Here is a 22,228-nt window from a genome sequence, read left to right as displayed (position 1 = left end):
CATAAAAAGATAACAGGAGAGTGAAAGATGCTGAATTTTTCAGAATTGTATCCATGCAGCAACCAGGCAAGAATGGCGTACTCGCTGGATGGCATGTGGAAATTCCGGTTTGATCCGGAGGAAAAAGGACTGCAGGAGGGCTGGCAGCATAAGCTGCCAGACCCCATCTCCATGCCGGTTCCCGCCAGTTTTTCAGATTTCTTTACAACAAAGGAAGAGAGGGATTTCTGCGGAGACTTCTGGTATGAGACGGAAGTATTTGTGCCACGGGAATGGGAGAAACAGGAGCTGGAAATCCGTTTCGGAAGCATTACCCACCGTGCCTGGGTTTATTGTAATGGAAATCTGGCAGCAGCACATGAGGGCGGTTTTCTGCCGGTAGCTGCCACAGTAACGGATCACGTAAGATTTGGTGAAGTAAACACATTTATCGTAAAGGCAAATAATGAATTAAATGAAGAAAGTCTTCCCTGCGGAGCCACTGTTGTGCTCAGTGACGGAAGGAAACTGGCCAAGCCTTATTTTGATTTTTTCAATTACTCCGGAATTCAGAGAAGCGTATGGCTTGTCTCAAAGCCTGAGGAATCCATCGTAGATTTCAGTGTGGAATATGAATTACACGGAGAAGATGCAGTTGTCCGTTATGAGATTATGACAAACGGAGATCATGAGGTTTCCTTTGAGCTTTTTGATGAGGATAAGCAGCTGGCAGCCAAAAGTACAGGTAAGCAGGGCAGTGTCACCGTTTCCAAAGCCCATCTGTGGAATGTAGGCAAAGCATATCTTTATCAGGCAGTCATGCGTATTTGGGATGGGGAAACACTGATTGATGAATATTCTTCTAAAATCGGCATCCGTACTGTAAAAATTGAAGGAAAAGAGATTCAGATTAATGGAAAAGCTGTTTATCTGAAAGGGTTTGGTAAACATGAAGATTTTGAAGTGATTGGAAGAGGTTTCAACTGGGGGGTATTAAAGAGAGACTTTGAATGCATGAAATGGATTGGTGCCAACTGTTTTCGTACCAGTCATTATCCATATGCGGAAGAGTGGTATCAGTTTGCAGATGAAGAAGGCTTTTTGATTATTGATGAGGTTCCTGCTGTGGGTATGATGAGATCTACCAGAAACTTTGCAGATGCAGGAACAGGTAAGTTTACAAGATTCTTTGAAACACCTACCGTACCTAATTTGTTAAAGGCCCATCTTCAGGCAGTGGAAGAGATGATTGTAAGGGATAAAAACCATCCCAGTGTAATTGCCTGGAGTCTGTTTAATGAACCGGAAACGACCAGTGAACAGTCGAAAGAGTATTTTACCAGGATTTTTGATGCTGCAAGGCTTTTGGATCCCCAGAAACGTCCGTTGACCGGAGCGTTTGAGAAGAACAGCCAGCCTGAAATCTGCCAGTGTTATCAGCTTTGTGATTTTATCTGTTTAAACAGGTATTACGGGTGGTATATTAAAGGAGGACCGGAGCTTGTTGATGCAAGAGAAGCCTTCCTGGTCGAGATGAATAAGTGGAAAGATAAGAATTTGAATATTCCGTTTGTATTCACTGAGTTTGGTACGGATACCATGGCTGCAGAACATAAACTGCCAAGTATTATGTGGAGCCAGGAGTATCAGAACGAATATCTGGATATGAATTTTGAAATATTTGATGAGTTTGATTTTATACAGGGTGAATTGGTTTGGAACTTTGCTGATTTCCAGACAACAGAGGGAATCATGCGTGTAAACGGTAATAAAAAAGGAATTTTCAATCGGGTAAGGCAGCCAAAAAGTGCTGCATTTGTATTAAAAAACCGTTGGGAATCTTTGGAATAAATATATAAAGGACAAAATAGAATGGGAATTTTAGATAATTTATTTGGTAATAAAGAGAAAAAAGAATCAGGTACTCCTGTTGTTAAGAGTATAACCTGTGAGACAAAAACAGTTTACAGCCCTTTAAAGGGAACTGTAATGCCGCTTTCTAAGGTAAGCGATCCGGTTTTTGCAGAAGAAGTGATGGGACCAGGCGTAGGCATTGATCCGGAAGAAGGGAAACTATATGCTCCAGTTGATGGAGAAATCGTATCCGTATTTCCTACCGGGCATGCAATTGGTATGAAGACCGAAGACGGAATGGAGATTTTACTTCATATCGGAATCGACACAGTGCAGTTGGAAGGAGATGGTTTTCATGCTGTAGTAAAGCAGGGAGATCATGTGAAGGCAGGGGAGCTGCTGGTAGAATTTGATTGTGTGAAGATTAAAGAAAAAGGCTATCAGACAACCACTATGGTGCTTGTACCCAATGCATCTTTATTAGGCACTATGAGCGAGCCTCATATGGGTACGGTTGAACTTCTGGAACCGCTGTTTAATTTTCAGTAATTATTTCAGGGGAGTAATAACAGATATAGATAAATCATTTTAATCGTGGGCAGCTGCCCACGATTTTTTGCATTATTCTATCTTTCTTATAACAGACCGGCAGTTTAGATCTATAAAACAATGGCTGAAAGAAGGAGGGTTCACTACTTGTCTGATTTCTGCATAATGTATAGTGTACTCTAATTAAGAAAGGAGTGGGATTTATGTGTTGTTGTAATCGCAGCTGCTATAGATATTATTATAGAAATGATCGTGATGAAAATCGCGAATGGTGCGAAAGAAGATTTAGAGAAGCTTACCGTAATGGCTACAGAGACTGCAGAGCAAACCGCCGTCGTGTAGTGGTATCAGATGATGATTTTAACAATAACCTTAATGATAACTTTAGCGATAACTTTAGAGACAATTTAAATGATAATTTTAACGATAACTTTAACGATAATTTAAGCGATAACTTCAGTAATAATTTTAGTGATAATTTTAGCAATAACATTATCATTGTGGTTGTTGACAGTTTTAATAATAATACAGTTTAAGATTTAATAAAAGGCAGGCAACCGTTTTTTAACGGTCCTGCCTTTCCAGCAATGTTGTTTAATATATCTGATGACCGCCTTCTAATGCTTCATCCAGCTGTTTGTTCGTACATCTTCTCGCTGCCCCTGCATCCCGTTCTTTGATACATTTGTATAAACAAAGTACACTGTCGTAAAGAGCTTCTTTCCCGTATCGGAGACAAAAACGTTTCCAAAGCTGTGTTACAACAGGTTTAAAAGATATGTAGATCAAAGGTATAATACTGTTTTTGCTTATTACAGAAAGCTTATGATGAAATGAAAAGGTGGCAAGGACTGTATCATCTATGTTTTTTGCAGCGGAAACCTCTTCTAACAAACCTTCCAGACCAAGAATTTCTTCGTTTGATGCATTCTTAATGACCGAATCTGTTACCAGATGTTCCAATGCCCGGCGTACTTCAATAATTGAGTATATATCTGACTGACCAAGCGTATCTCCGTGATATTCCATGATGGCATTTAATGTATTGATGTTTCCGTTTTTGCCGTAATTAGCTACGAATACTCCCTGTCTCGGAAGAATCTCCAGAAAACCCTGTTTTTCAAGCTCAGCAAACCCGCTGTTAACCACTGCCCGGCTGACCTGCATCTGCTTTGCAATCTCCCTTTCGGAAGGCAATTTGCCTCCTACCGGAATTCTTCCGGATAAAATCATGTCGCGAATCTGACGGATAAACATTTCTTTTAAGCTTAATGAGCTAAGTTTCTGAAATTCCATATTTCCCCCTTTGCTCTGGTTTTGGTCATACCAGAGATTGTACCTATTTTATCATATAATCTTACCAAGATTCAACAAATAATTATGTGATAATGACAATTATTTTTTGCATTATTGCCAGTGTACAGCGAATATTTTATAATATTGATAAAGAAGCAGAGGAAAAGAAAGGAGCGCGGCAAATGAAAGATTATAAAGTTCTTGAGATAAAAACAAGTGTCTTTGCTGATAACAACATACAGGCGGAAAAGCTTCGTGGAGAATTAAAGGAAAAGAAGGTATTTCTTCTTAATCTGATGTCCAGTCCTGGTTCTGGTAAGACCACTACTCTGGTGCGTACGATTCATGCTTTAAAGGATGAACTAAGTATTGGCGTTATGGAAGCGGATATTGATTCTGATGTGGATGCACAGACAATCAGACAGACGGGTGCAAAAGCGATCCAGCTTCATACAGGCGGTATGTGTCATCTGGATGCGGAAATGACCCGGCAGGGTCTGGAAGGGCTTGACCCGGAAGGACTTGACCTTGTAATACTGGAGAATGTAGGAAACCTGGTCTGCCCTGCAGAATTTGATACCGGCGCAGTAAAAAATGTCATGATTCTCTCCGTACCGGAAGGAGATGATAAGCCTTTAAAATATCCGCTGATGTTTTCTATCTGTGATGTGGTACTGATCAATAAAATGGACGTATTGCCGTATTTTAATTTTGATCTGGAAAAATGCAGGGAGAATATCCGTCTCCGTAATCCAAACGCGGTTATTATACCCATCAGCGCACTGAAAGAAGAAGGCATAGAGGAATGGACCGACTGGCTGGGAGATGCAGTAAAATCCTGGTGTGAATAACAACAGCGCAAATCACGCGCGGGAAAGGGAACTATGAGTGAATTAAGACCTAAAATAGTAAAGCTGGCAAAAATGGTAGGCGGTATTGCAGGAGTGATGAATAAAATTGATGGGAACTCTCCTGAATACTACTCACTGGACTGTGTTGTAACAGATGATATGGCCGATATTGCCATGATTATCGGACTGCGCAAACCACGTACCTTTGAATACGTGGCAAAGCGCTCCGGAAAGAGTAAAAAAGAGACGAAGGATCTGTTAGGGCAGCTTGCATATACCGGGGTTGTTAAAGTATGGAAGGATAAGGAAGATCATAAAGAACGGTTTTTTGTGAACATCTTTGCACCCGGCATGCTGGAAATGATGGTGAACAACCGGGAACAGTTAAATGCACATCCGGAAATCGGAAAAGCCTTTGAAGAATACACCAGGCTGCGTCTTGCGCCTATGGCTGCCAAATTCCCCCAGGGTATGGCAATGATGCGTGTCATTCCGGTGGAAGAGGCCATTAAGGATATTCCGGGAACCAAGCCATGGGAACGCCTTTCCTACTATCTGGATAAGTATGATACGTTTTCAGTTTCTGACTGCTCCTGCCGCCAGTCACGCAGAGTTTTGGATGAAGGCTGTGGTCATCTGGAGCATGAAATCTGTATCCAGATGGGGGAAGGGGCGGAATATTACATAAAAACAGGCAGAGGCCGCCAGATCACACGGGAAGAGGCAAAGGAACTGATTCAATATGCAGAGAATAATGGTCTGATGCATGAAATGCCCCATACCGACGGACTGGGTGAATCTGCGGCTATCTGCAACTGCTGCGGCTGTTCCTGCTTTTCCCTGCGCCTTGCAACTCTGTTTAATACTCCGGATTCCATACGTTCCAACTATACCGCAAAGGTTAATAAGGATAACTGTGTCGCCTGCGGCCAGTGTGTGGAAAACTGCCCCGTAAATGCATTAAAGCTGGGGCAAAAACTCTGCTCTAAGACACCTGTTACCATAAAGGCAGAACCTACTGCCCGTGACCATGTCTGGAAAGAGAGTAACTGGAATGTGGATTACCGTGAGAACCGTCAGGATGTTACGGAACAAGGTACTTCACCCTGTAAAACAGTCTGCCCAGCTCATATCTCCGTACAGGGTTATATAAAGCTTGCTGCATCCGGCCGTTACCGTGAAGCACTGGAACTGATTAAGAAAGAAAATCCGTTCCCAGCAGTATGTGGGCGGATCTGCCCCCATGCCTGTGAAAGTGAATGTACCCGTGGAGATATTGATGATCCGGTTTCTATTGATGAAATTAAAAAATTTATTGCGGATAAAGAACTGGATGAATCTGTCCGTTTCATCCCGCCTATGCGGTATCACCTTGGAAATAAAATCGCTGTGGTAGGTTCCGGTCCTTCCGGTCTATCCTGTGCGTATTACCTGGCTATTGACGGTTATCAGGTAACTGTTTTTGAGAAAGAAGATAAGCTGGGCGGTATGCTTACCCTGGGTATTCCCTCCTTCCGCCTGGAAAAAGAGGTGCTGAATGCAGAGATCGATGTTCTGCGGGAAATGGGTGTTACCTTTAAAACCGGAATTGAAGTTGGTAAGGATATAACACTTAACAAACTCCGTAAAGAAGGGTATGAAGCTTTTTATCTGGCTGTTGGCGCACAGGGCGGAAGAAGTCTTGGCATAGAAGGGGAAGAAGCGGAAGGAGTAATTTCAGGTGTAGATTTTCTTCGCAATGTGAACCTTGACAGAGAGGCAGAGCTTTTCGGTAATGTAGTTGTGATCGGTGGTGGAAATGTAGCGATTGACGTTGCCCGTACGGCTGCAAGGCAGGGGGCTGCCGCCATTGATCTTTACTGTCTGGAGAGTCTTCGTGAGATGCCGGCCTTACCGGATGAGATTGCAGAGGCTGAAGAAGACAACGTTTCCTTCCATAATGGCTGGGGTCCCAAACGTATCCTGACAGAAGACGGAAAGGTGACCGGTGTGGAATTGAAACGCTGCACCAGCGTATTTGATGCAGACCACCACTTTAAACCGATGTATGATGAAAATGATACGATTATAGTAAAAGCTGATTTTGTATTGCTTTCCATCGGTCAGTCCATAGAATGGGGCGGACTTCTTACAGAAAGCAGGGTGGAACTTGAACGCAGCGGTACTGCCATAGCTGACAGTCTGACCTTACAGACTTCAGAACCGGATGTATTTGTGGGCGGCGACTGCTTTACCGGTCCTAAATTTGCAATCCATGCCATTGCATCCGGAAAGGAAGCAGCAATTTCCATTCATCGTTATGTACAGCCAGGACAGTCTCTTGTATATGGACGTGACCGACGTGAATACCATGCTTTTGATAAGAACAACGTTGCCATCGGCATACAGGAATTTGATACCACTCCACGCCAGAGACCAGGCCATTCTCCGGAGAAAAAAGGCACCTTTAGGGATGAACGTATGACATTTACTGAAGAACAGCTAAAGAAAGAGACGGAGCGCTGTCTTGGATGCGGTACAGTAGAAATCGACAGTTATAAGTGCATTGGCTGCGGTTTGTGTACCACCAAATGTAAATTTGATGCAATCATCCTGGAACGCATCTATGACACGGTTCCCAATACCTATGAGAAGCTCCCGGTCAAAATTGCCGCCAATGCAATTGTACGCACTGGAAAGATTGCTGCCACCACTCTCAGGGAAAGTGTCGTCAAAAAAAGCTAGAGAGAAGAGGAGAGGTAACAATGCATGAGCTTGGTGTACTAAACTCCATGGTTCACACCATTGAGCGTATCGTAAAAGAGCAGAATGTGACAGAGGTCAGCAAACTTGTCATTGAGGTTGGCGAGCTTTCCGGAATGGTTCCCAGATATTTAGAACAGAGCTGGCCGGCTGCTTCCTATAAGACTTTTATGGAAAAAACGCAGCTGGAACTTATCGTTATTCCAGGCATTGTTAAATGCAAAGGATGCGGCAGGGTATTTAATGCCGTCTACAGTGATTTATGCTGTCCCAACTGTGGCGGCAGGGAAATGGAAATTTTAGAGGGTGATGACATGATAATTAAAGAAATCGTGTGCTGCTAAAATATTTTCTGACGGTTAAAAAGAGTCCGCATAAAAACAGACGTTTTCTATTATGAGAATTTACCTGACATGGTAATTCATTTAGAAAGTGTCTGTTTTTTAGTTGGATTGATAAAGGAAGAATTAATTAATGGGCTGGTTAATGATTTATTTCGGACATGGGATTGCAGCAGAAAACCGTATATGGGTAAAATAATACTTGACTATTCATTCTAAAAAAGGTATACTCAGGACAAAAAAAATAGAACGATCGTTCTATAATTTGGAACGGTAAAAAATATCGTAAGGAGCAAATTAAAATGGGTCTTTTAACTGTAAATGAAGAAAGTTGTATTAAATGCGGATTATGTGCAGAAGAATGTCCAAAAGCAATTATAAAACTGGAACCATCTGGTCCGGTAGAGGTGAATGGAGAAGGGTGTATTGCCTGTGGTCATTGTGTCGCTATTTGTCCGAAGGAAGCCCTGGACAATGTGAAATCACCGCTTGCAGAGCAAACAAAGATAGGAGATATGCCAAAACTAAGTCCACAGGAAGCAAAGAATTTCATCCGGACACGCCGTTCCATCCGTTCCTACAAGGATAAACCGGTAGAAAGAGAAAAGCTGCTGCAGCTGGTTGAGGTAGCCAACTTAGCGCCAACTGGCAGTAATACACAAGGAATCTCTTACCTGATTATTGATGATAAGGAAAAGATTGAAGCGGTAGTAGAGGAATATGTAAACTGGGTTGAAAATCATGAGATCTATGGTAAATTGCTGAAAGGAATAACAAAGGGATACAGAGAAACTAAAGTGGATACTATTTTAAGAGGTGCGCCCAGTATCATTCTGACATTGGCGGATAAAAATTTTTCTTATGGCAGAGAAAACTCCATTTTCTCATTAACTTATCTTGAATTATTTGCACCATCTCTTGATCTGGGGTCATGCTGGGCCGGATTATTAGAAATTTGTGCACGCGCTGAAGGATCACCCATGCTTAAGCTCTTAAATATACCGGAGGATAAGCAGATAACAGGGTGCGTTATGGTAGGATATCCTAAGTACAGCTACAAACGTTTCACAGAAAGACAGCCATTATCTGTTTCATTTTATAATGAATAGACAGGCAGCAGGAGGTCAATAAATGGGAAGGAATAAGGAGTTTGAAGAGGAAGCTGTTCTCCAGAAAGCGATGGAGTTGTTCTGGAAACAGGGATATGAAAAGACTTCTATGAGTGATTTGGTAGAGTACATGGGAATCCATCGGAAAAGCCTGTATGATACGTTTGGGGATAAGCATACCCTGTATTTAAAAACTATAGATTACTATACTGTCTGTATCTCGGAGAGATTAAAGACTGTTATATTAAAAGCAGAAACTGCCAGTAAAGGAATAAAAGATTTATTTACTTTTATGATTAATGGCACAAAGGAGAGACCCTGGGGGTGCTTTATTGTAAATGCTGCAACTGAGCTGGCTCTTCGGGATAAGGAGGTGGAAGAAAAGATAGAAGCGGTATTTGCTCAAACAGAGAAAATTTTGGGGGAACTGGTAAGAAAAGGTCAGGTTTCAGGTGAATTTTCCCGGGAAATAAGCGCAGAGGCATTGGGCAAGATTTTGCACTGTACATTACTAGGCATCCGGGTATATGCCAGAACTTCAATGAGCAAGGAAAAATTAAACTGTTTAGCAGATGATTTCATACTACTATTGAAGATTGTGAATTAATAAATAAAAAGATGCTCCCTTCTGGGCAGTCAGGTGAAATAACACTTGATGCTTTAGGAGGGAGTGTTTTCGTTAATTGTAATAACAATATAATTGGAAAAAAAGTCGGACTTTTCATAAATTCATATGATATACTTTTCTTGTCTTAAGACGAAAGGAGTTAAAAAAATGAATTATTATGAATGTATGCAAGAATCCATTAACTATATTGAAAATAAAATATATGAAGAAATTGATTTAACTGAAGCTGCGGAACGCTCATTTATGTCATTATCCAATTATTACAGACTGTTTTTCGCTATTGTCGGTTGTAATGTAAAAGAATACATCCGTTTAAGGCGGATTCACCTGGCGGCTCAGGATCTGTTATCCAATGACTGCAGCATACTGGATACAGCTGTAAAATATGGTTTTACCAGTGCCGATTCCTTCTCGCGTGCATTCAAAAAAGCAACAGGATTTCTTCCCAGCATTTTCAGAAAACAGGAAAGACAATACGTGTTTGAGAGGGTTGATATAATGGATAAATATTTTGAAATTCAGGATCAGGAACTGTCAGAGAAATATCCCGATATAAAAGTACTGAAAGAAACTGCACCATTTTATGCAGCTGCGTTTCGGGCAGTGAGTAAAACGCCGGAAAACGACGCTTTTATGGGTCTGAAAGCATGGTTTGATAAAAATAATATTGGGAATATTATGCCGGATTACCGTGTGTATGGTTATGATATTCCAAACTCAGCAAAAGATGATGATACATATGGATATGAAGTTGTTGTAACGATACCGGATGATTTTGAAGTCAGGGGAGAGGGGGTAGTAAAAAAACATTTTGAAGGCGGTTTGTACGCCGTGACAGAAACAACAGTTGGTGAGATCGTAAAGGCATGGCAGAGATTTGTATCCTGGCTGGATATCAGCCGGTATGAGATGGGAGCGCATCAGTGCCTGGAAGAACATGAGGTCGAAAGTGGTTTTCTTAACCGGAATTTTAAGGAACCGGAAAATATCAGGATCAACCTCTACATGCCTGTGGTGAAAAGAAGCCAGACTGAATATGGGAACGAGACGGTACAGCCCGTTCGTGTGGCATATTATCGGGAATACGGAAGTGACTCGGAACAGACTGCACATAAAGTCTGGAATGTAATGCTTAACTGGGCGGAGAAGAATAAACTCGATTGCAGCAAAAGTAAAATTTATATGTACAATCATGGATTTACCAAAGTAAAAGAATACTGGTTTGAAATCATGATTACACTTGATTCGGATTTTGCATTTCAAGATGATCTGATTAAGGAAAAGATATTTAAAGGCGGAAAATATCTGACGTATGATACAAATCTCAGACAGTTGGTATCAAGCTGGCTGAAAGTAAATCAGTATGTATCTGCCAATAAGATAGCAAGTGGCAGTCATCAATGGATAGAAGAATGGAAGTTAAACAATTGGGGATTTCCTGAAAAGGGAATAACGGTGATGTATCCTTTGGTATAGAACTGCTATCGGACGCCGACTAAAACAGATGCTTTATCCAGTGATAATTTTTTAGTGAGTGGCTGCCAACCTCTGGATACCAGTACGCTGAGCTTGTGGATATCCAGTGCTTTCCATAAATTATATTCATTTGTTTCATCATGAATTCTCCCATATATTGAAATAATATCTATAGGTTAAGCAGCCACAATTACCGGCTGCCGCCCCCGCCGCCACCGGAAAAACCACCGCCGCCAACAGAACCTGCCATACCTCCGGTTCCATCTATATTTGCCTTTGGAGTGGCAGCGTTTGAGATATGGCTGGTCATAGTCATTAAATATATCATACTGTAAGGGGTGCATCCGTACATACCTGAGAAGGAATTAAAATGTTCCGGATCAAGATTTTTCATGCTTTTCGCTACCTCTTCTCCAATATGAAATAAAGTGGCAAACACAAGATAATCTCCCCATAGCGATTTTTCAGAAGCCTGGCCCGTGCTTTGATTTTGCATATCAAGGAGGTATTTCTGAAAGCCAAGCATTCTGACAGCCTGTTCAAAACCGGAAGAAGTGAAACGTATGGTACCTTTCGTATCGGCAGCTGCTGCATTTAATCGAATTAATTCATTATTTCCCTCTGTTTTCACGTTTTCTGCCCATGCAGTGAGTTTTTCTGATATTATTTTTGCCTGTTTTTCCAAATCCGAGGTCCAAAGAATGTGGTTTGTATCGGCATAGCCGGATAAGAGGAAGTACAGCATGTTTTCCGCTTCAGTCCCATCTGGTTTGTCCGGGCCAAATACGATTGCTTCCTCATTTTTTATTTTTTCATCTTCTTGTTTATGATCACGCTTTTCCATGCGGATATATCCAGCCTCCTGCCAGCGGATCAGATATGCGCCCATAAGATTATCATAAGATATACCCTTACGCAGCAGAATCATCGTGGAATATGCAGCAGGTATGCTTCCTCCAAAAGGGATTGACCAGTTTATTTCTATGCGTTTTTTTGCCGGAAGGCGCACAGTCGTTTTGTCTGCCAGTTTGTAGCGGGAATAAAAAAAGGTAATTAGAAGAATGGTCATAAGAATAAATGCCGCTAAAACAACTAAAATAATAGTTATGCCCATATGCTGATTATTGTTATCAGCAGAATTCTTCAATTCTTCAAAGGACATGCCGGCTGCAGAAGCCGAGGGGAACAAGCTTCGGTCAAAGCGGCAGAGCACATTTACATACTCATTACTTTTCATGGCTTCTGTAGAAATAGCAGTCAGACTGCCATCGTTTCCGACCGCCGCCTCACCGGTAAAACCATACGCCCAGATGCGGGCGTTGTCAGCACTCAGCCGTGTATCTGCCAGCTGGATCCGAACAGAAGCCAAACCGGGAGCACTGGAAAGCTCTGATAAAAACTGATGGTAAAATCCAGCGTAGTCACCGTAATCTTTTACCAATCCCTCAAGTGTATATTGAATGGTATATTGATGGTCTCCATAATTGCCGATACCCCAGCAGAGTTCATATCCGCGGGAGGTTTTTAATATGCCGCATGTACCGGACTTTTCTTCTCTGGAACGTTTGGTATCCCAAGTGTCCAGTGTCTTATATTGCTTACCGGACTCATCCGTTACTTGAAGAGAATGAACGCCCATTCCTTTCATGTTATACAGCGCCTTGTAATATTCTGTGCCACTGGATACACCGCGTACATCCCAGGTTTCCGTTATAACTGCAGAACCATTATTCTGAAGCATGACATCAACGTTAATAGATGGTATTGCATCCTCTGCTGCTAATGTCTCAACTGTATTCAGAATGAAAAGTACTGCAAGAAGTGTAAAAAAAACAAAAAGCCTTTTTAGTTTTAATTTCATTATCTTCTCCTTGTCTATATTTAACTGTTATAAGATACTTATACATATCTGTTGAGTAACGAACTGACGGTGCGCTTATAGTGAGTATACCACATTTTTTGCCGATATATCACTATCTATAAGCAAGCTTTGTATCTTACAGGAGGTTATGGCTAATAATGATACAGTAGGTGTATCATTGTTCTACCAAAATGACTGGGTAATGAATACATTAAAAGATTATGGGTTTACCCCTGGAAAGGTATCTATACACATAAACGGAGGCAAATCTGTATGGAGAATTGATGGAAAAGAATATCCAATGAATGAAAATGGATATTTTAAAATTCCGTTGGACGTAATGTGTGAGCCGGGAAGTATGGAGATCGTGGATGCCCAGGGAAACCCGGTCGTATTACATGATCCGGATGCTTAAAATTAGTTTAACACAAAGAGCCGCAGGCGTAAATTCCTGCGGCTCTGTTATTCTGGGGGAGCATTTCTGCACCCCATGCATATGATAGTAAGGGAGGCGGTAAAAAGCGGAAGATAATACCAAAGGTAAAGGGCAGTAAAAAGATATAAAGGGAGAGAGTATTTTATGGAGAAGTCATTAAGTGCAACAGCAATTTCAAATCCCACCTGGTATGTGGGTGAGAGGGTCATTTATCATGGACAAGCAAGGCCTTACGATTATTATGGTGCAAAAGACCCAACCATCGTTTATTATGGAGGAAAGTATCATGTCTTTTATACCGGCGCCAATCAGGGCGGCGGCTGGCAGATGCTTTATACGTCAGCATCCTCAATTTCAGGCCTGAAAAACGCCCCGCGTACCTATATGAGTTCCATCGGGGAAAGCTATTTTTGTGCACCACAGGTATTTTATTTTGAGCCGAAACGGTTATGGTATCTGGTATATCAGGATGGAACCCATGGTGCAGCATATGCAACAACAACTAATATAGCGGATCCCAGATCCTGGTCAGGACCAAAGTCCTTTGGCATCTCCGGGAACCTGGGGTGGGATTACTATATAATCTGTGATGATTCTTACGCTTATATGTATAATACCCCAAGTGACAATTCTCATAGATTATATGTACGAAAAACTTCACTTTCCAGTTTCCCGTATGGCTGGGGTTCGCCTTCCGTTGCCATATCAGATACCTTTGAGGGCGCAAATGTCTATAAATCCTTAGCAGATGGCAGATATTATCTTGCAATCGAAGATATGAAAGATGGCAGATATTATGAATTATGGCAGTCCTACAGTGCCGGAGGTCCATGGAACAGAGTGGCTGAGAAATGGGCATGGCGAGGCAACTTAAGTTACAATGCTGACAGATGGACGACCAATGTATCTCACGGTGAGTTTATACGTGCCGGCTATAATCAGAAGATGGAGATCAATGATATTAACCGGGTTGATTTTCTGATTCAGGGTACGAATAACTTGTCAGGACCATATCAGCAGATCACCTGGGATTTAGGTATGATAAAGAATTACAGATAGGTTACAATAACCTAAGCGTTATAATTGGTACAAGCTTATGGAAGTTCTGCTTGTGCTGGCAGGGAACACCCGGCGTTCAGACACCGGGTGTTCCCTATTATGTGTATATCATAGTAAAATGCATCGGCCTACAAATAATATGTATTATATAAGTCTATTTGTATATAATACAATTTTGATAAAATAATTGGAGGTAATAAATATGCTTACGATGGAAACAAAAAAGAATCAATCCTGTATTGATGCATGTGCAAAATGTTCTCAGGCCTGCTATGAATGCTTTCATGCCTGTCTGAATGAGCCGGATGTAAATCAAAGAAAGAATTGCATCAGTATGTTAATCGAATGTGCAATGATGTGTCAGATGTCTGTATCAATGATGTCTATGAACGGGCAATATTCCAAGGAGCACTGTGGAATGTGTGCAAAGATCTGTGAAAGCTGTGCAAACGAGTGCAGTATGTTTAAAGATCAGCATTGCAGAGATTGTGCGCAGATATGCGAAACTTGTGCACAGGAGTGCAGAAATATGTCTGCAATGTAGATGATACGGCAAAAAACTGCCAGCCCCTATGCTACCCCCATATAGGACTTTTATATTTCATTGTCCTATATAGGGGGAGCATATCAAAGGGCGGCAGTTTTTTATTTTCAGACTATATCTTACATTCTGCTGCTGGCTTATCATCCCGGATTCCTTTAAAAACAGGTTGACGGAAACTGTCTTTTTCAGTTGGCATGGATTCAACTATGCAAACCAGTTCCGGTTCCATCCAGACCGCATCCTGATTCCCTTCCGGTACGTATCCAAATGGGGAATAATCAATTACATTATATTTATGCTGGTTTAAAATCCGAAGGCTGACACCAAGGGTAACATGACCTTTATATACCAGGATTTCGTCATCGTACTGTCCCAATATCAGGCTGGTCATATTGTTTTTCTTACTGATATATCCGCAGATTACGCAGTCATCCGTAGACATTACTTTGCATTTAATCCAGTCTTTTGTCTTTCTGCCCTGCCAGTATAAGCTGTCTTTTCTTTTGGCAACAATCCCCTCCAGCCCCTTTTCCTTAACCAGCTGAAACAGCATGATTCCATTGGTTTCTACGTATCTGGATACGGATATCAGATTATTTTCCGTAACTGCATCCTCCAGGTACTTTTTCCGCTCCATGAGCGGAAGTCCGGTCAGATCCTTATCTTTGTAATATAAGATATCATAAGCAATAATACTGGCGGGATAACGGTCAGAAGCCAGTTTTATTTTGAACTGATTGCTCATGTAAGCTCTTCTCTGTACCTCATAGAAATCAGGTACCCCATTTTTTAGAACAAGTAATTCGTGGTCCAGAATACATCTTTCTTTCACCTGGTTATGAAGCTTAGCAAGCTCCGGAAAGAAGGTAATCATACGTTTATTCCGTTTATTTCTCATTTCTGTCACATCGCTTAAAAAAGAAATGCATCTTATACCATCCCATTTTATTTCATATATATAATCGGGAGAATCAAAGGGATCCGTCATTTCTGAGATAAGCATGGGGCTTACCTCTTTGGTGTCAAAAATATCCATTATGCCAGCCCTTTGGTCCCTTTTGCCATTTCAACAGTTTTCTTCATTGCCTCCATCAGATCGATGATATTATTCTGACCTTCCGTATCCGCATTGACAATTTCTTTCCCGGCTATCTTTGTTTCAATTGCCTGGCGCAGCCGTTCCTGGTATTCATCGTGGTAGATCGCAGGATCAAAGGTTGATGTCATGGAATCGATCATGGTTTTCGCCATTTCCACTTCTGGTTTTGAGACCTCTGGTTTGGTTACTGCAACCGGTACTGCCTGTATTTCTGCCTGATAGAACAATGTTTTTGCAATGATTCCTTCCCTGGTAGGGTAAAGGACAATTAAATTTTCCGTAGACCCCAATACGGTTTTTGCGATTCCCACTTTTTTTTGTGACAGCATCGCCTGACGCAGGAGCTCAAATGCCTTTTCAGCACCTGGTTCCGGTACGGCATAATAGTTTTTTTCGTAGAAAATCTGATCAACATCTGATAATTTTGCAAAATGCTCGATATGAATCGTCTTATCTTTTTTAGTTTTAATTTTTTCCAGTTCGTCTTCAGTAAAAGTCACATACTTACCCTTCTCATATTCATATCCTTTGATAATGCCTTCAGAATCCACCTCTTTATTGCAAGATGGGCATATTTTTTTGTATTTCACCCGCTCATGAGTGTCTTTGCATAATTGATTAAAACTTACTGAAGTATCTTTTGTGGTTTTATATAATCCTACGGGAATATAAAGCATCCCTACACTAATCGCACTTTTATGAGCTACAGCCATAACAACGCCTCCTTTTTAGCTATTGTTTGACAATATGGGAAAAATATGCATGCCGCATCTTTTCAAATGACTGTTTTATTAAAGAACCTGCGGAATAAAATCCAATAAATACAATAAAAATCTCAAGTCGTCCCAAAATCATTCCAAACATTTCTACCACCAGCGTTGCAGTATTTGTGGCAGGAGAGGTAATGCCGATGGATAATCCTACTGTGCCAAGAGCGGAGGCAAATTCAAACATGGCTTCTGTCAGCGAACAATCTGCCGTTTGTGTTAGTAACAATGTGCCTGTTATATAGAGTATGAAATAGGTTGTAACAAAGCCGCTGGTGTCCATGGCAAGAGTGGAGTCAATTGTAGTTTTTCCCTGTGCTCTGAAATAATAAAGTGTTTCTACATTTCGTGGAGAGGACAGGCGTTTTCGTATATTCTGAAGGGTAGTCCGAAGTATCAGGTAAACGCGGGTCAGTTTAAGACCGCCTGCCGTGGATCCGATTCCGCCTCCGATTAACATTGTTAAGATCAGCATGGCCACTGCGAGAGGAGGCCAGGAGGTGTAGCTCATACTGGAGTAACCTGTGGTCGAAAGAGCAGATGTAACATCAAACAGTGCCCGTCTGAATCCTTCACCGATTCCCATATTCAGACTTTTTATAAGGGAAAAGGCTGTAACAGGAACAGTAAACAAAAGTACCAGAAACAAAAAGCGGACCTCACTGACTTTAAGAACCTGCTTCCATTTTCTTTTTACCAGAAGCAGAAGGACTGCAAAATTTGTAGTACCTATTAACATCTGGATGATAGTAATTAGTTCAATGGTACGACTGTTATACTCCCCGATACTGTTTAATCTGGTGGAAAAACCGCCGGTGGACAAGGAACACATGGTATGATTGACAGCGTCAAACAAACTCATACCGGCAGTTACATAAGCTGCAGTACCAATTACCAGGAATGCATTGTACATCAGACAGATTGTCTGGGCTGTTTTTTTTAAGTTGGGCAGAAGTTTATCCGGGTGACCTTCCGCATTATAGAGATTCATGGACTGCTTATCCTGGACAAGCATCACCATCATCATAACAAAGCCCAGGCCTCCGCAAAACTGCATAAAGCTACGGTGAAACAGATAGATATGGGGAGTAGCGGACACATCCATAACGGAAAGGCCGGTAGTTGTCCAGCCACTGACTGCTTCAAACAGTGCCTGAGCAAAGGTGAGCTGTCCGCCCAGTACAAAAGGACCTGCCCCCACAAGAACTCCCCAGCCCCATGCAAACAGGACGGTCAGGCTGCTGCGCTGCATGGAAGAACGCCACTCGAATGTGGATTCCTCCCTTTTTCTCATGAAACACAATATACTTCCAAGTGTTATGGAACCAAGTGAGGGAAGGAGGAAGGGAAGAATATAACCTGCATCCTGAGGATAAAAAGGAACGATAACCAGGGGAACTGCAATAAGTATGCCAATGAGCAGCATCAGCTTTCCAATGTTGCTGCGGTTAGAAAATTTACGAGTCATCTCATCACCTTCCTGTCAATTCCTGAATGGCAGCCATTTCCTGTTTGTCGGAGGAGATGAGCACAAGCATATCCCCGGACAGAATCCGGGTATCCCCTCTTGGAACCATGGTCGTATCCCCGCGGAGAATACAGCCGACAATTACTTCTTTGGGAAGATTAATTTCCCAAAGCTTTTTTCCTGCGGCAGGAGATGTGTCAGGTATTGGAACCTCTGCAATATTGACACGACCCTCCCCAATGGGGATTAAGGTTGTGATTTTATCTACAAAAGCCTGCTGTTCAATGATTCCGGTAATTGCAGTAATGGCACAGACAACGCTGTCTATTCCCATCCGATAGAAAAAATCTGTTTTTTTCGGATCTGTCAAAAGGGCTACGGTTTTTTCTATATGAAATTTCTTCTTGCATAATTCACAGATTACCAGATTATCCTCGTCTTTTGCAGTCATTGCGATTGCTATATTTGCATCCCCGGCATTTGCATCTTCTAAGACAAACGGTCTTGTTCCGTCACCATGAATGACAGTAAGCTTGTCAATCTCGGACAGCTTCACACAGTCTTCATATGTATCATTGATCACAGTCACGTGATAGCCTTTATTTATTAATGACGCGGCTAGAGATTTTGCTTTACTTCTTCCGCCAACCAGTAAGACCTTTGTTTTCATTGAGCCACCTCCTGCATGGAATCTTTTGATATCTCTGTCCTGGATAATATCTTATCAATTTCCTTTACAGATAAGACTGCCGGACAAATGGTATCAATTCCGAATTCACGATAAACGTATTCTCTTTCCGGATCATAGAGCCGGGCAATTACCCGTTCAATATGGAACATTTCCCTTGCAATCTGTGCAGTCAGAATGTTTGCATTATCATGATTCGTGACAGCAACGACAGCACTTGCATTTCCAATTTGTGCTTCCTGCAGTACATCTAAGTCTGTTGCATCACCTTGTAAAGAAAGGCCGCCAAAAGCTGGTGACAGTTTTCTAAAGGCTTCCCTGTTTTTATCAATAATCAGAACATCCTCACCGTTGTCAGACAGGGTATTTGCCAGATTTGCACCCAGCCTGCCGCAACCGATAATAATCGTGTAGTTATGTATTTTCATGTTTGATACCTCCTGATAATATTGTAATGGCTGGTGAGCCTGTATCTGTTTCTGTGATACAGTCTTTTTCATCATAAGCACACCGGCCTTTAGAAAAAAATGTTCCATAACATTCCAGATTCTGCCGTGCAGGCAGATAAGTGGGATCAAGTGCCCAGGCAGCTCTGAAGTGCTTCATGGCACAAGAATGATCGCCTTTTTTTTCTAACAGTATTCCAATCAGATTATGGGGCTGCGGAGCGTGAGGATAACTTCCCATAGCCTGGCAGATCATGTTTTCGCATGTCTGATAGTCCTGCATTCCGATCAGATCTTTTACTGTGTCACATAGTTTTGTAAGATTTTCTCTATTATTTAATTCGTTATTTATCATTGATCCCAACCTCCTTGCAGATTTTTTACATAATGATCGTAACAAAAATGCTGTGAGTATGGCGTGAGAGACCGGTAATCCCTGTGAGGATGCTGTGAGGATGAAAAAAAGACTACTCCTGGAAGTTCAGAGTAGTCTCTTAAATAAAACAAGTTTCGTTTATACATCGGAAAGCCGGTATCCCACACCGATCTCAGTCAGAATATATCGTGGTTTTGCCGGGTTATTTTCTATTTTACGCCGTAGTCCAGCCATCAACTTCCTAAGAGCCTGGGTGTCTGTTCCATAACCCACGCCGTAAATTTCCCTGATTATATATTTTGTCGTCAGCACTTTTCCTATATTCCGGAAAAATAAGGAAAGCAGGCTGTATTCCATGGGAGTTGTGTGCAGTTCATTGTCATCAAGGTATACTAAATGTTTATCAAAATCAATACGAAGTCCGCCTACGGATAAATTTGTCTGGGACCGCAGTCCGCCCGCTTTCTTCAAGTGACGGAGCGCTACCCGGATTCGTGCCATCAGCTCCATGGATGAGAAGGGCTTCGTCAGGTAATCGTCCGCACCGCTGTCCAGCGCAGATGCCTTTTCCTTATCCTGATCCCGTGCAGAAACAACAATGATCGGCATCTCAGACCATTCCCGGACTTTTTTAATCACTTCCATACCATCAAAATCAGGTAGTCCAAGGTCAAGAAGCATAAGATCAATCTGTTCTGTGACCAGTGTAGACAGGGCACCCTGGGCAGTCCCTGCAGTTGTATAAGAGAAACCTTCCTGCTTTAATGAATAGCAGATAAAGTTCCGTATCTGTGAGTCATCTTCGACAATCAGAATTTGCTCATTCCGGTTCTGCATGAGTGATTTCCTCCTTTGGCAATGTAAATATAAATTCCGCACCGGTCCCTCCTGCGCGGTTATGACCCTCGATCATTCCTTCATGGGCCTTGATAATGGCTTCGCATATGGGAAGCCCCAGTCCGACACTTCGCTGGGCATCAGCCTTACCGGAGTGTGTGGTATAAAACATCTGAAAGATATTGGGCAGATCCGATGCCCCGATGCCGCATCCGGAGTCAGCAACTGAAAATACAGCCAGATTGTCCTCCTGACTGACCGTTATTTTTATTTCGCGGTCAGGTGGCGTATGTTTGATGGCATTATCCAGTAAATTAATCAAAACCTGTTCAATCAATTTCGCATCCATGGGAACCAGAAGAACCTCCTCTGGAACAGCAACTGTGATCTCGTAACCGGGGTAACGTTTTAAAATATGTCTGACTGCTCCGCCAACGACTTCCTCCGCAGCCTCCAGCTGTTTGGTGATTGTGAGCTTTCCATCCTGCAAACGGGTGAGACTCAGTATATTCTCAACCAGTGAATGAAGCCAGTCTGCGTCCTTATGAATGCCTTCTGCCAGGTCGTATCTTGGATCTGTTGATTCCGTCATATCCATAAGTATCTCCGACGTGCCCATGATTCCTGATAAAGGTGTACGCAGATCATGGGAAATTGCGCGTAACAGGTTGCTTCGGTAACGTTCCTGTATGGTCTCTTCTCTTGATTCCTGCTGCTGCCTGGCACTTCGATACCGGTCCATGGCCAGAGCAGTACTTTCAATCATAGAACGCAGCAGGCGCTTTTGAGGTTCCCCCATGGAAGCTGCGTTTGTTATTGGAATTCGAAGCAGACCCAATATGGATTCTCTGCCATAGATGGGCCAGTCGTAAAACTCTCCGCTTACAACGTAACCGCCCCTGAGTCCCTCGATCCGGTGCTTCAGTTCAGAGGGATCGTCAACTTTTCTGCGTACCTGCTGATGAGCACTTAGCTGTTGAATAAAACTGGTCTGGGGCTGTCCGTTTTCGTCAAAGCATAAACAGGCGGCACGGCAATTCATTATTCCGCTGATGGTTTCCGTGGTGATGGCTGCAATGTCAGATATATCAGCAGCATCTGTTAACCGGTTTGTTAGTTGAAAGAGTGCACTTGTTTCCGCCTGCTTTTCCTGAGATTCCAAAGCATTTTGTTTTACTTTTGAAGTAAGAGCGCTGGTAATTATTGCTGTAATCGTCATAATACCGAATGTAATAAAATAAGAAGGATCGTTTACAGACAGTGTATAGAAAGGGTCTGTAAAAAAATAGTTAAATGCGCAGGTGGCTGCAACAGAACCCACAATTCCGTAAACACTTCCCCTTGTAAAACGTGCGGTCAGGAGAATAGAAAGGAGATAAACAATGACGATGTTTGTTTCCGGAAAACCAATGATTAAGAAGATCCAGCCAATCCCGGTTGCTGCGGTTATGATCAGGGCTGTTATTAATACATATCTTATCATTTCTTTTAAATCATTATTTCTCAGAGATTTCAAGACTGCTGCCTCCGCTATAAAAGATTTTTTGTGTAGTAGTGGCGTTGACCTGTCACCGGATTCCCGATTCATTATGGAGATAGATACCCAGATCTCTGGGGTTTTTATCTTCAATTCTTTCTAAATTATAATCCAGCAGACCTTCATAGATAATTTTTTCATCTGTCTCATTTATATCATCTGTTATTTTAAAATTCATAAATATTTCTCCTTGTAAGCTTCATCAGTTGAAATGCTATTTATTATGTGAGCATATCACATTTAGAAGAAGGATTCTACTGTTTTTTATACAGTTATTATTCCATA

General features: G+C 42.0%; 23 protein-coding genes. 12 read left to right on the top strand and 11 right to left on the bottom strand.

The features are described from left to right. Positions 1 to 27: 27 nt before the first annotated feature. The 3 genes from uidA (at position 28) to CRO04_RS07000 (ending at position 2,918) form a co-directional block, all read left to right on the top strand. Positions 28 to 1,830: a beta-glucuronidase gene (gene uidA, locus CRO04_RS07010; protein ID WP_097003531.1), complete on the top strand. Its 1,803-nt coding sequence runs from the start codon at positions 28 to 30 to the stop codon at positions 1,828 to 1,830. A 21-nt stretch (positions 1,831 to 1,851) separates the two neighbouring features. Then, on the top strand, positions 1,852 to 2,382 hold the full coding sequence (locus CRO04_RS07005) for a PTS sugar transporter subunit IIA (protein WP_097003530.1): 531 nt from the start codon (positions 1,852 to 1,854) through the stop codon (positions 2,380 to 2,382). Between the two features lie 203 nt (positions 2,383 to 2,585). Next, the gene (locus CRO04_RS07000) at positions 2,586 to 2,918 is read left to right on the top strand and encodes a hypothetical protein (protein ID WP_097003529.1); all 333 of its coding nucleotides are present in this window, start codon (positions 2,586 to 2,588) and stop codon (positions 2,916 to 2,918) included. A 58-nt stretch (positions 2,919 to 2,976) separates the two neighbouring features. On the opposite strand, the gene CRO04_RS06995 is transcribed toward CRO04_RS07000, so the two are convergent. Further along, a complete protein-coding gene (locus CRO04_RS06995) occupies positions 2,977 to 3,678 on the bottom strand; it encodes a FadR/GntR family transcriptional regulator (protein WP_097003528.1) in 702 nt (233 codons plus the stop codon). Between the two features lie 182 nt (positions 3,679 to 3,860). On the opposite strand from CRO04_RS06995, the gene hypB reads away from it, so the two are divergent. From hypB to CRO04_RS06965, 6 genes are all read left to right on the top strand, one after another. Next, positions 3,861 to 4,529 (top strand): hydrogenase nickel incorporation protein HypB, encoded by a 669-nt coding sequence (gene hypB, locus CRO04_RS06990; RefSeq protein ID WP_097003527.1) that lies wholly within the window; start codon positions 3,861 to 3,863, stop codon positions 4,527 to 4,529. 33 nt (positions 4,530 to 4,562) lie between these two features. Then, positions 4,563 to 7,253 (top strand): FAD-dependent oxidoreductase, encoded by a 2,691-nt coding sequence (locus CRO04_RS06985; RefSeq protein ID WP_097003526.1) that lies wholly within the window; start codon positions 4,563 to 4,565, stop codon positions 7,251 to 7,253. A gap of 20 nt (positions 7,254 to 7,273) precedes the next feature. After that, complete coding sequence (locus tag CRO04_RS06980; protein WP_097003525.1) at positions 7,274 to 7,615, top strand: hydrogenase maturation nickel metallochaperone HypA; 342 nt, start codon at positions 7,274 to 7,276, stop codon at positions 7,613 to 7,615. A 299-nt stretch (positions 7,616 to 7,914) separates the two neighbouring features. Further along, complete coding sequence (locus CRO04_RS06975) at positions 7,915 to 8,721, top strand: nitroreductase family protein (protein WP_097003524.1); 807 nt, start codon at positions 7,915 to 7,917, stop codon at positions 8,719 to 8,721. 22 nt (positions 8,722 to 8,743) lie between these two features. Beyond that, a complete protein-coding gene (locus tag CRO04_RS06970) occupies positions 8,744 to 9,328 on the top strand; it encodes a TetR/AcrR family transcriptional regulator (RefSeq protein WP_097003523.1) in 585 nt (194 codons plus the stop codon). Between the two features lie 168 nt (positions 9,329 to 9,496). Further along, the gene (locus tag CRO04_RS06965) at positions 9,497 to 10,825 is read left to right on the top strand and encodes an AraC family transcriptional regulator (protein WP_166432495.1); all 1,329 of its coding nucleotides are present in this window, start codon (positions 9,497 to 9,499) and stop codon (positions 10,823 to 10,825) included. Positions 10,826 to 11,015: 190 nt separating this feature from the next. Here the strand turns inward: CRO04_RS06965 and CRO04_RS06960 are convergent, their stop codons facing one another. Beyond that, positions 11,016 to 12,686, bottom strand: a complete 1,671-nt coding sequence (locus CRO04_RS06960) for a DUF2207 domain-containing protein (protein WP_097003521.1) — start codon at positions 12,684 to 12,686, stop codon at positions 11,016 to 11,018. A 148-nt stretch (positions 12,687 to 12,834) separates the two neighbouring features. On the opposite strand from CRO04_RS06960, the gene CRO04_RS06955 reads away from it, so the two are divergent. The 3 genes from CRO04_RS06955 (at position 12,835) to CRO04_RS06945 (ending at position 14,725) form a co-directional block, all read left to right on the top strand. Continuing rightward, positions 12,835 to 13,101: a hypothetical protein gene (locus tag CRO04_RS06955; RefSeq protein ID WP_097003520.1), complete on the top strand. Its 267-nt coding sequence runs from the start codon at positions 12,835 to 12,837 to the stop codon at positions 13,099 to 13,101. A 165-nt stretch (positions 13,102 to 13,266) separates the two neighbouring features. Then, a complete protein-coding gene (locus tag CRO04_RS06950) occupies positions 13,267 to 14,181 on the top strand; it encodes a non-reducing end alpha-L-arabinofuranosidase family hydrolase (RefSeq protein ID WP_097003519.1) in 915 nt (304 codons plus the stop codon). 202 nt (positions 14,182 to 14,383) lie between these two features. Next, on the top strand, positions 14,384 to 14,725 hold the full coding sequence (locus CRO04_RS06945; RefSeq protein WP_242974368.1) for a four-helix bundle copper-binding protein: 342 nt from the start codon (positions 14,384 to 14,386) through the stop codon (positions 14,723 to 14,725). A 112-nt stretch (positions 14,726 to 14,837) separates the two neighbouring features. Here CRO04_RS06945 and CRO04_RS06940 read toward each other — a convergent pair whose 3' ends face one another. The 9 genes from CRO04_RS06940 to CRO04_RS26135 all read right to left on the bottom strand — a co-directional run bounded on the left by CRO04_RS06940 (position 14,838) and on the right by CRO04_RS26135 (position 22,121). Continuing rightward, a complete protein-coding gene (locus CRO04_RS06940; RefSeq protein WP_097003518.1) occupies positions 14,838 to 15,761 on the bottom strand; it encodes a DNA ligase in 924 nt (307 codons plus the stop codon). Next, entirely contained in the window at positions 15,761 to 16,537 is a 777-nt protein-coding gene (locus CRO04_RS06935) for a Ku protein (RefSeq protein ID WP_097003517.1), read from the bottom strand. Before CRO04_RS06935 ends, CRO04_RS06940 begins: the two co-directional genes overlap by 1 nt. A gap of 19 nt (positions 16,538 to 16,556) precedes the next feature. After that, positions 16,557 to 18,059 (bottom strand): TrkH family potassium uptake protein, encoded by a 1,503-nt coding sequence (locus CRO04_RS06930; protein ID WP_097003516.1) that lies wholly within the window; start codon positions 18,057 to 18,059, stop codon positions 16,557 to 16,559. A 4-nt stretch (positions 18,060 to 18,063) separates the two neighbouring features. Beyond that, positions 18,064 to 18,729, bottom strand: a complete 666-nt coding sequence (locus CRO04_RS06925; protein WP_097003515.1) for a potassium channel family protein — start codon at positions 18,727 to 18,729, stop codon at positions 18,064 to 18,066. Continuing rightward, positions 18,726 to 19,175: a potassium channel family protein gene (locus CRO04_RS06920; protein ID WP_097003514.1), complete on the bottom strand. Its 450-nt coding sequence runs from the start codon at positions 19,173 to 19,175 to the stop codon at positions 18,726 to 18,728. The genes CRO04_RS06925 and CRO04_RS06920 overlap by 4 nt, the downstream gene beginning before the upstream one ends. After that, on the bottom strand, positions 19,162 to 19,548 hold the full coding sequence (locus tag CRO04_RS26560; protein WP_207654412.1) for a tetratricopeptide repeat protein: 387 nt from the start codon (positions 19,546 to 19,548) through the stop codon (positions 19,162 to 19,164). The genes CRO04_RS06920 and CRO04_RS26560 overlap by 14 nt, the downstream gene beginning before the upstream one ends. A gap of 159 nt (positions 19,549 to 19,707) precedes the next feature. Next, positions 19,708 to 20,406, bottom strand: a complete 699-nt coding sequence (locus CRO04_RS06910; RefSeq protein ID WP_097003513.1) for a response regulator — start codon at positions 20,404 to 20,406, stop codon at positions 19,708 to 19,710. Then, complete coding sequence (locus CRO04_RS06905) at positions 20,390 to 21,922, bottom strand: DUF4118 domain-containing protein (protein ID WP_242974367.1); 1,533 nt, start codon at positions 21,920 to 21,922, stop codon at positions 20,390 to 20,392. The genes CRO04_RS06910 and CRO04_RS06905 overlap by 17 nt, the downstream gene beginning before the upstream one ends. A gap of 52 nt (positions 21,923 to 21,974) precedes the next feature. Then, entirely contained in the window at positions 21,975 to 22,121 is a 147-nt protein-coding gene (locus tag CRO04_RS26135; RefSeq protein ID WP_166432494.1) for a hypothetical protein, read from the bottom strand. Between the last annotated feature and the right edge of the window lie 107 nt (positions 22,122 to 22,228).

Source organism: Lacrimispora amygdalina (genome assembly GCF_900205965.1).
In the GTDB taxonomy this organism is placed as follows: Bacteria; Bacillota; Clostridia; order Lachnospirales; family Lachnospiraceae; genus Lacrimispora; species Lacrimispora amygdalina_A.
This window is presented reverse-complemented; position numbering and strand designations above follow the sequence as displayed.

Excerpts from the sequence above, each read along its gene's own strand:
- uidA (WP_097003531.1), top strand. The coding sequence starts at position 28 with ATGCTGAATTTTTCAGAATTGTATCCATGCAGCAACCAGGCAAGAATG.
- CRO04_RS07005 (WP_097003530.1), top strand. The coding sequence starts at position 1,852 with ATGGGAATTTTAGATAATTTATTTGGTAATAAAGAGAAAAAAGAATCA.
- CRO04_RS07000 (WP_097003529.1), top strand. The coding sequence starts at position 2,586 with ATGTGTTGTTGTAATCGCAGCTGCTATAGATATTATTATAGAAATGAT.
- CRO04_RS06995 (WP_097003528.1), bottom strand. The coding sequence starts at position 3,678 with ATGGAATTTCAGAAACTTAGCTCATTAAGCTTAAAAGAAATGTTTATC.
- hypB (WP_097003527.1), top strand. The coding sequence starts at position 3,861 with ATGAAAGATTATAAAGTTCTTGAGATAAAAACAAGTGTCTTTGCTGAT.
- CRO04_RS06985 (WP_097003526.1), top strand. The coding sequence starts at position 4,563 with ATGAGTGAATTAAGACCTAAAATAGTAAAGCTGGCAAAAATGGTAGGC.
- CRO04_RS06980 (WP_097003525.1), top strand. The coding sequence starts at position 7,274 with ATGCATGAGCTTGGTGTACTAAACTCCATGGTTCACACCATTGAGCGT.
- CRO04_RS06975 (WP_097003524.1), top strand. The coding sequence starts at position 7,915 with ATGGGTCTTTTAACTGTAAATGAAGAAAGTTGTATTAAATGCGGATTA.
- CRO04_RS06970 (WP_097003523.1), top strand. The coding sequence starts at position 8,744 with ATGGGAAGGAATAAGGAGTTTGAAGAGGAAGCTGTTCTCCAGAAAGCG.
- CRO04_RS06965 (WP_166432495.1), top strand. The coding sequence starts at position 9,497 with ATGAATTATTATGAATGTATGCAAGAATCCATTAACTATATTGAAAAT.
- CRO04_RS06960 (WP_097003521.1), bottom strand. The coding sequence starts at position 12,686 with ATGAAATTAAAACTAAAAAGGCTTTTTGTTTTTTTTACACTTCTTGCA.
- CRO04_RS06955 (WP_097003520.1), top strand. The coding sequence starts at position 12,835 with ATGGCTAATAATGATACAGTAGGTGTATCATTGTTCTACCAAAATGAC.
- CRO04_RS06950 (WP_097003519.1), top strand. The coding sequence starts at position 13,267 with ATGGAGAAGTCATTAAGTGCAACAGCAATTTCAAATCCCACCTGGTAT.
- CRO04_RS06945 (WP_242974368.1), top strand. The coding sequence starts at position 14,384 with ATGCTTACGATGGAAACAAAAAAGAATCAATCCTGTATTGATGCATGT.
- CRO04_RS06940 (WP_097003518.1), bottom strand. The coding sequence starts at position 15,761 with ATGGATATTTTTGACACCAAAGAGGTAAGCCCCATGCTTATCTCAGAA.
- CRO04_RS06935 (WP_097003517.1), bottom strand. The coding sequence starts at position 16,537 with ATGGCTGTAGCTCATAAAAGTGCGATTAGTGTAGGGATGCTTTATATT.
- CRO04_RS06930 (WP_097003516.1), bottom strand. The coding sequence starts at position 18,059 with ATGACTCGTAAATTTTCTAACCGCAGCAACATTGGAAAGCTGATGCTG.
- CRO04_RS06925 (WP_097003515.1), bottom strand. The coding sequence starts at position 18,729 with ATGAAAACAAAGGTCTTACTGGTTGGCGGAAGAAGTAAAGCAAAATCT.
- CRO04_RS06920 (WP_097003514.1), bottom strand. The coding sequence starts at position 19,175 with ATGAAAATACATAACTACACGATTATTATCGGTTGCGGCAGGCTGGGT.
- CRO04_RS26560 (WP_207654412.1), bottom strand. The coding sequence starts at position 19,548 with ATGATAAATAACGAATTAAATAATAGAGAAAATCTTACAAAACTATGT.
- CRO04_RS06910 (WP_097003513.1), bottom strand. The coding sequence starts at position 20,406 with ATGCAGAACCGGAATGAGCAAATTCTGATTGTCGAAGATGACTCACAG.
- CRO04_RS26135 (WP_166432494.1), bottom strand. The coding sequence starts at position 22,121 with ATGAATTTTAAAATAACAGATGATATAAATGAGACAGATGAAAAAATT.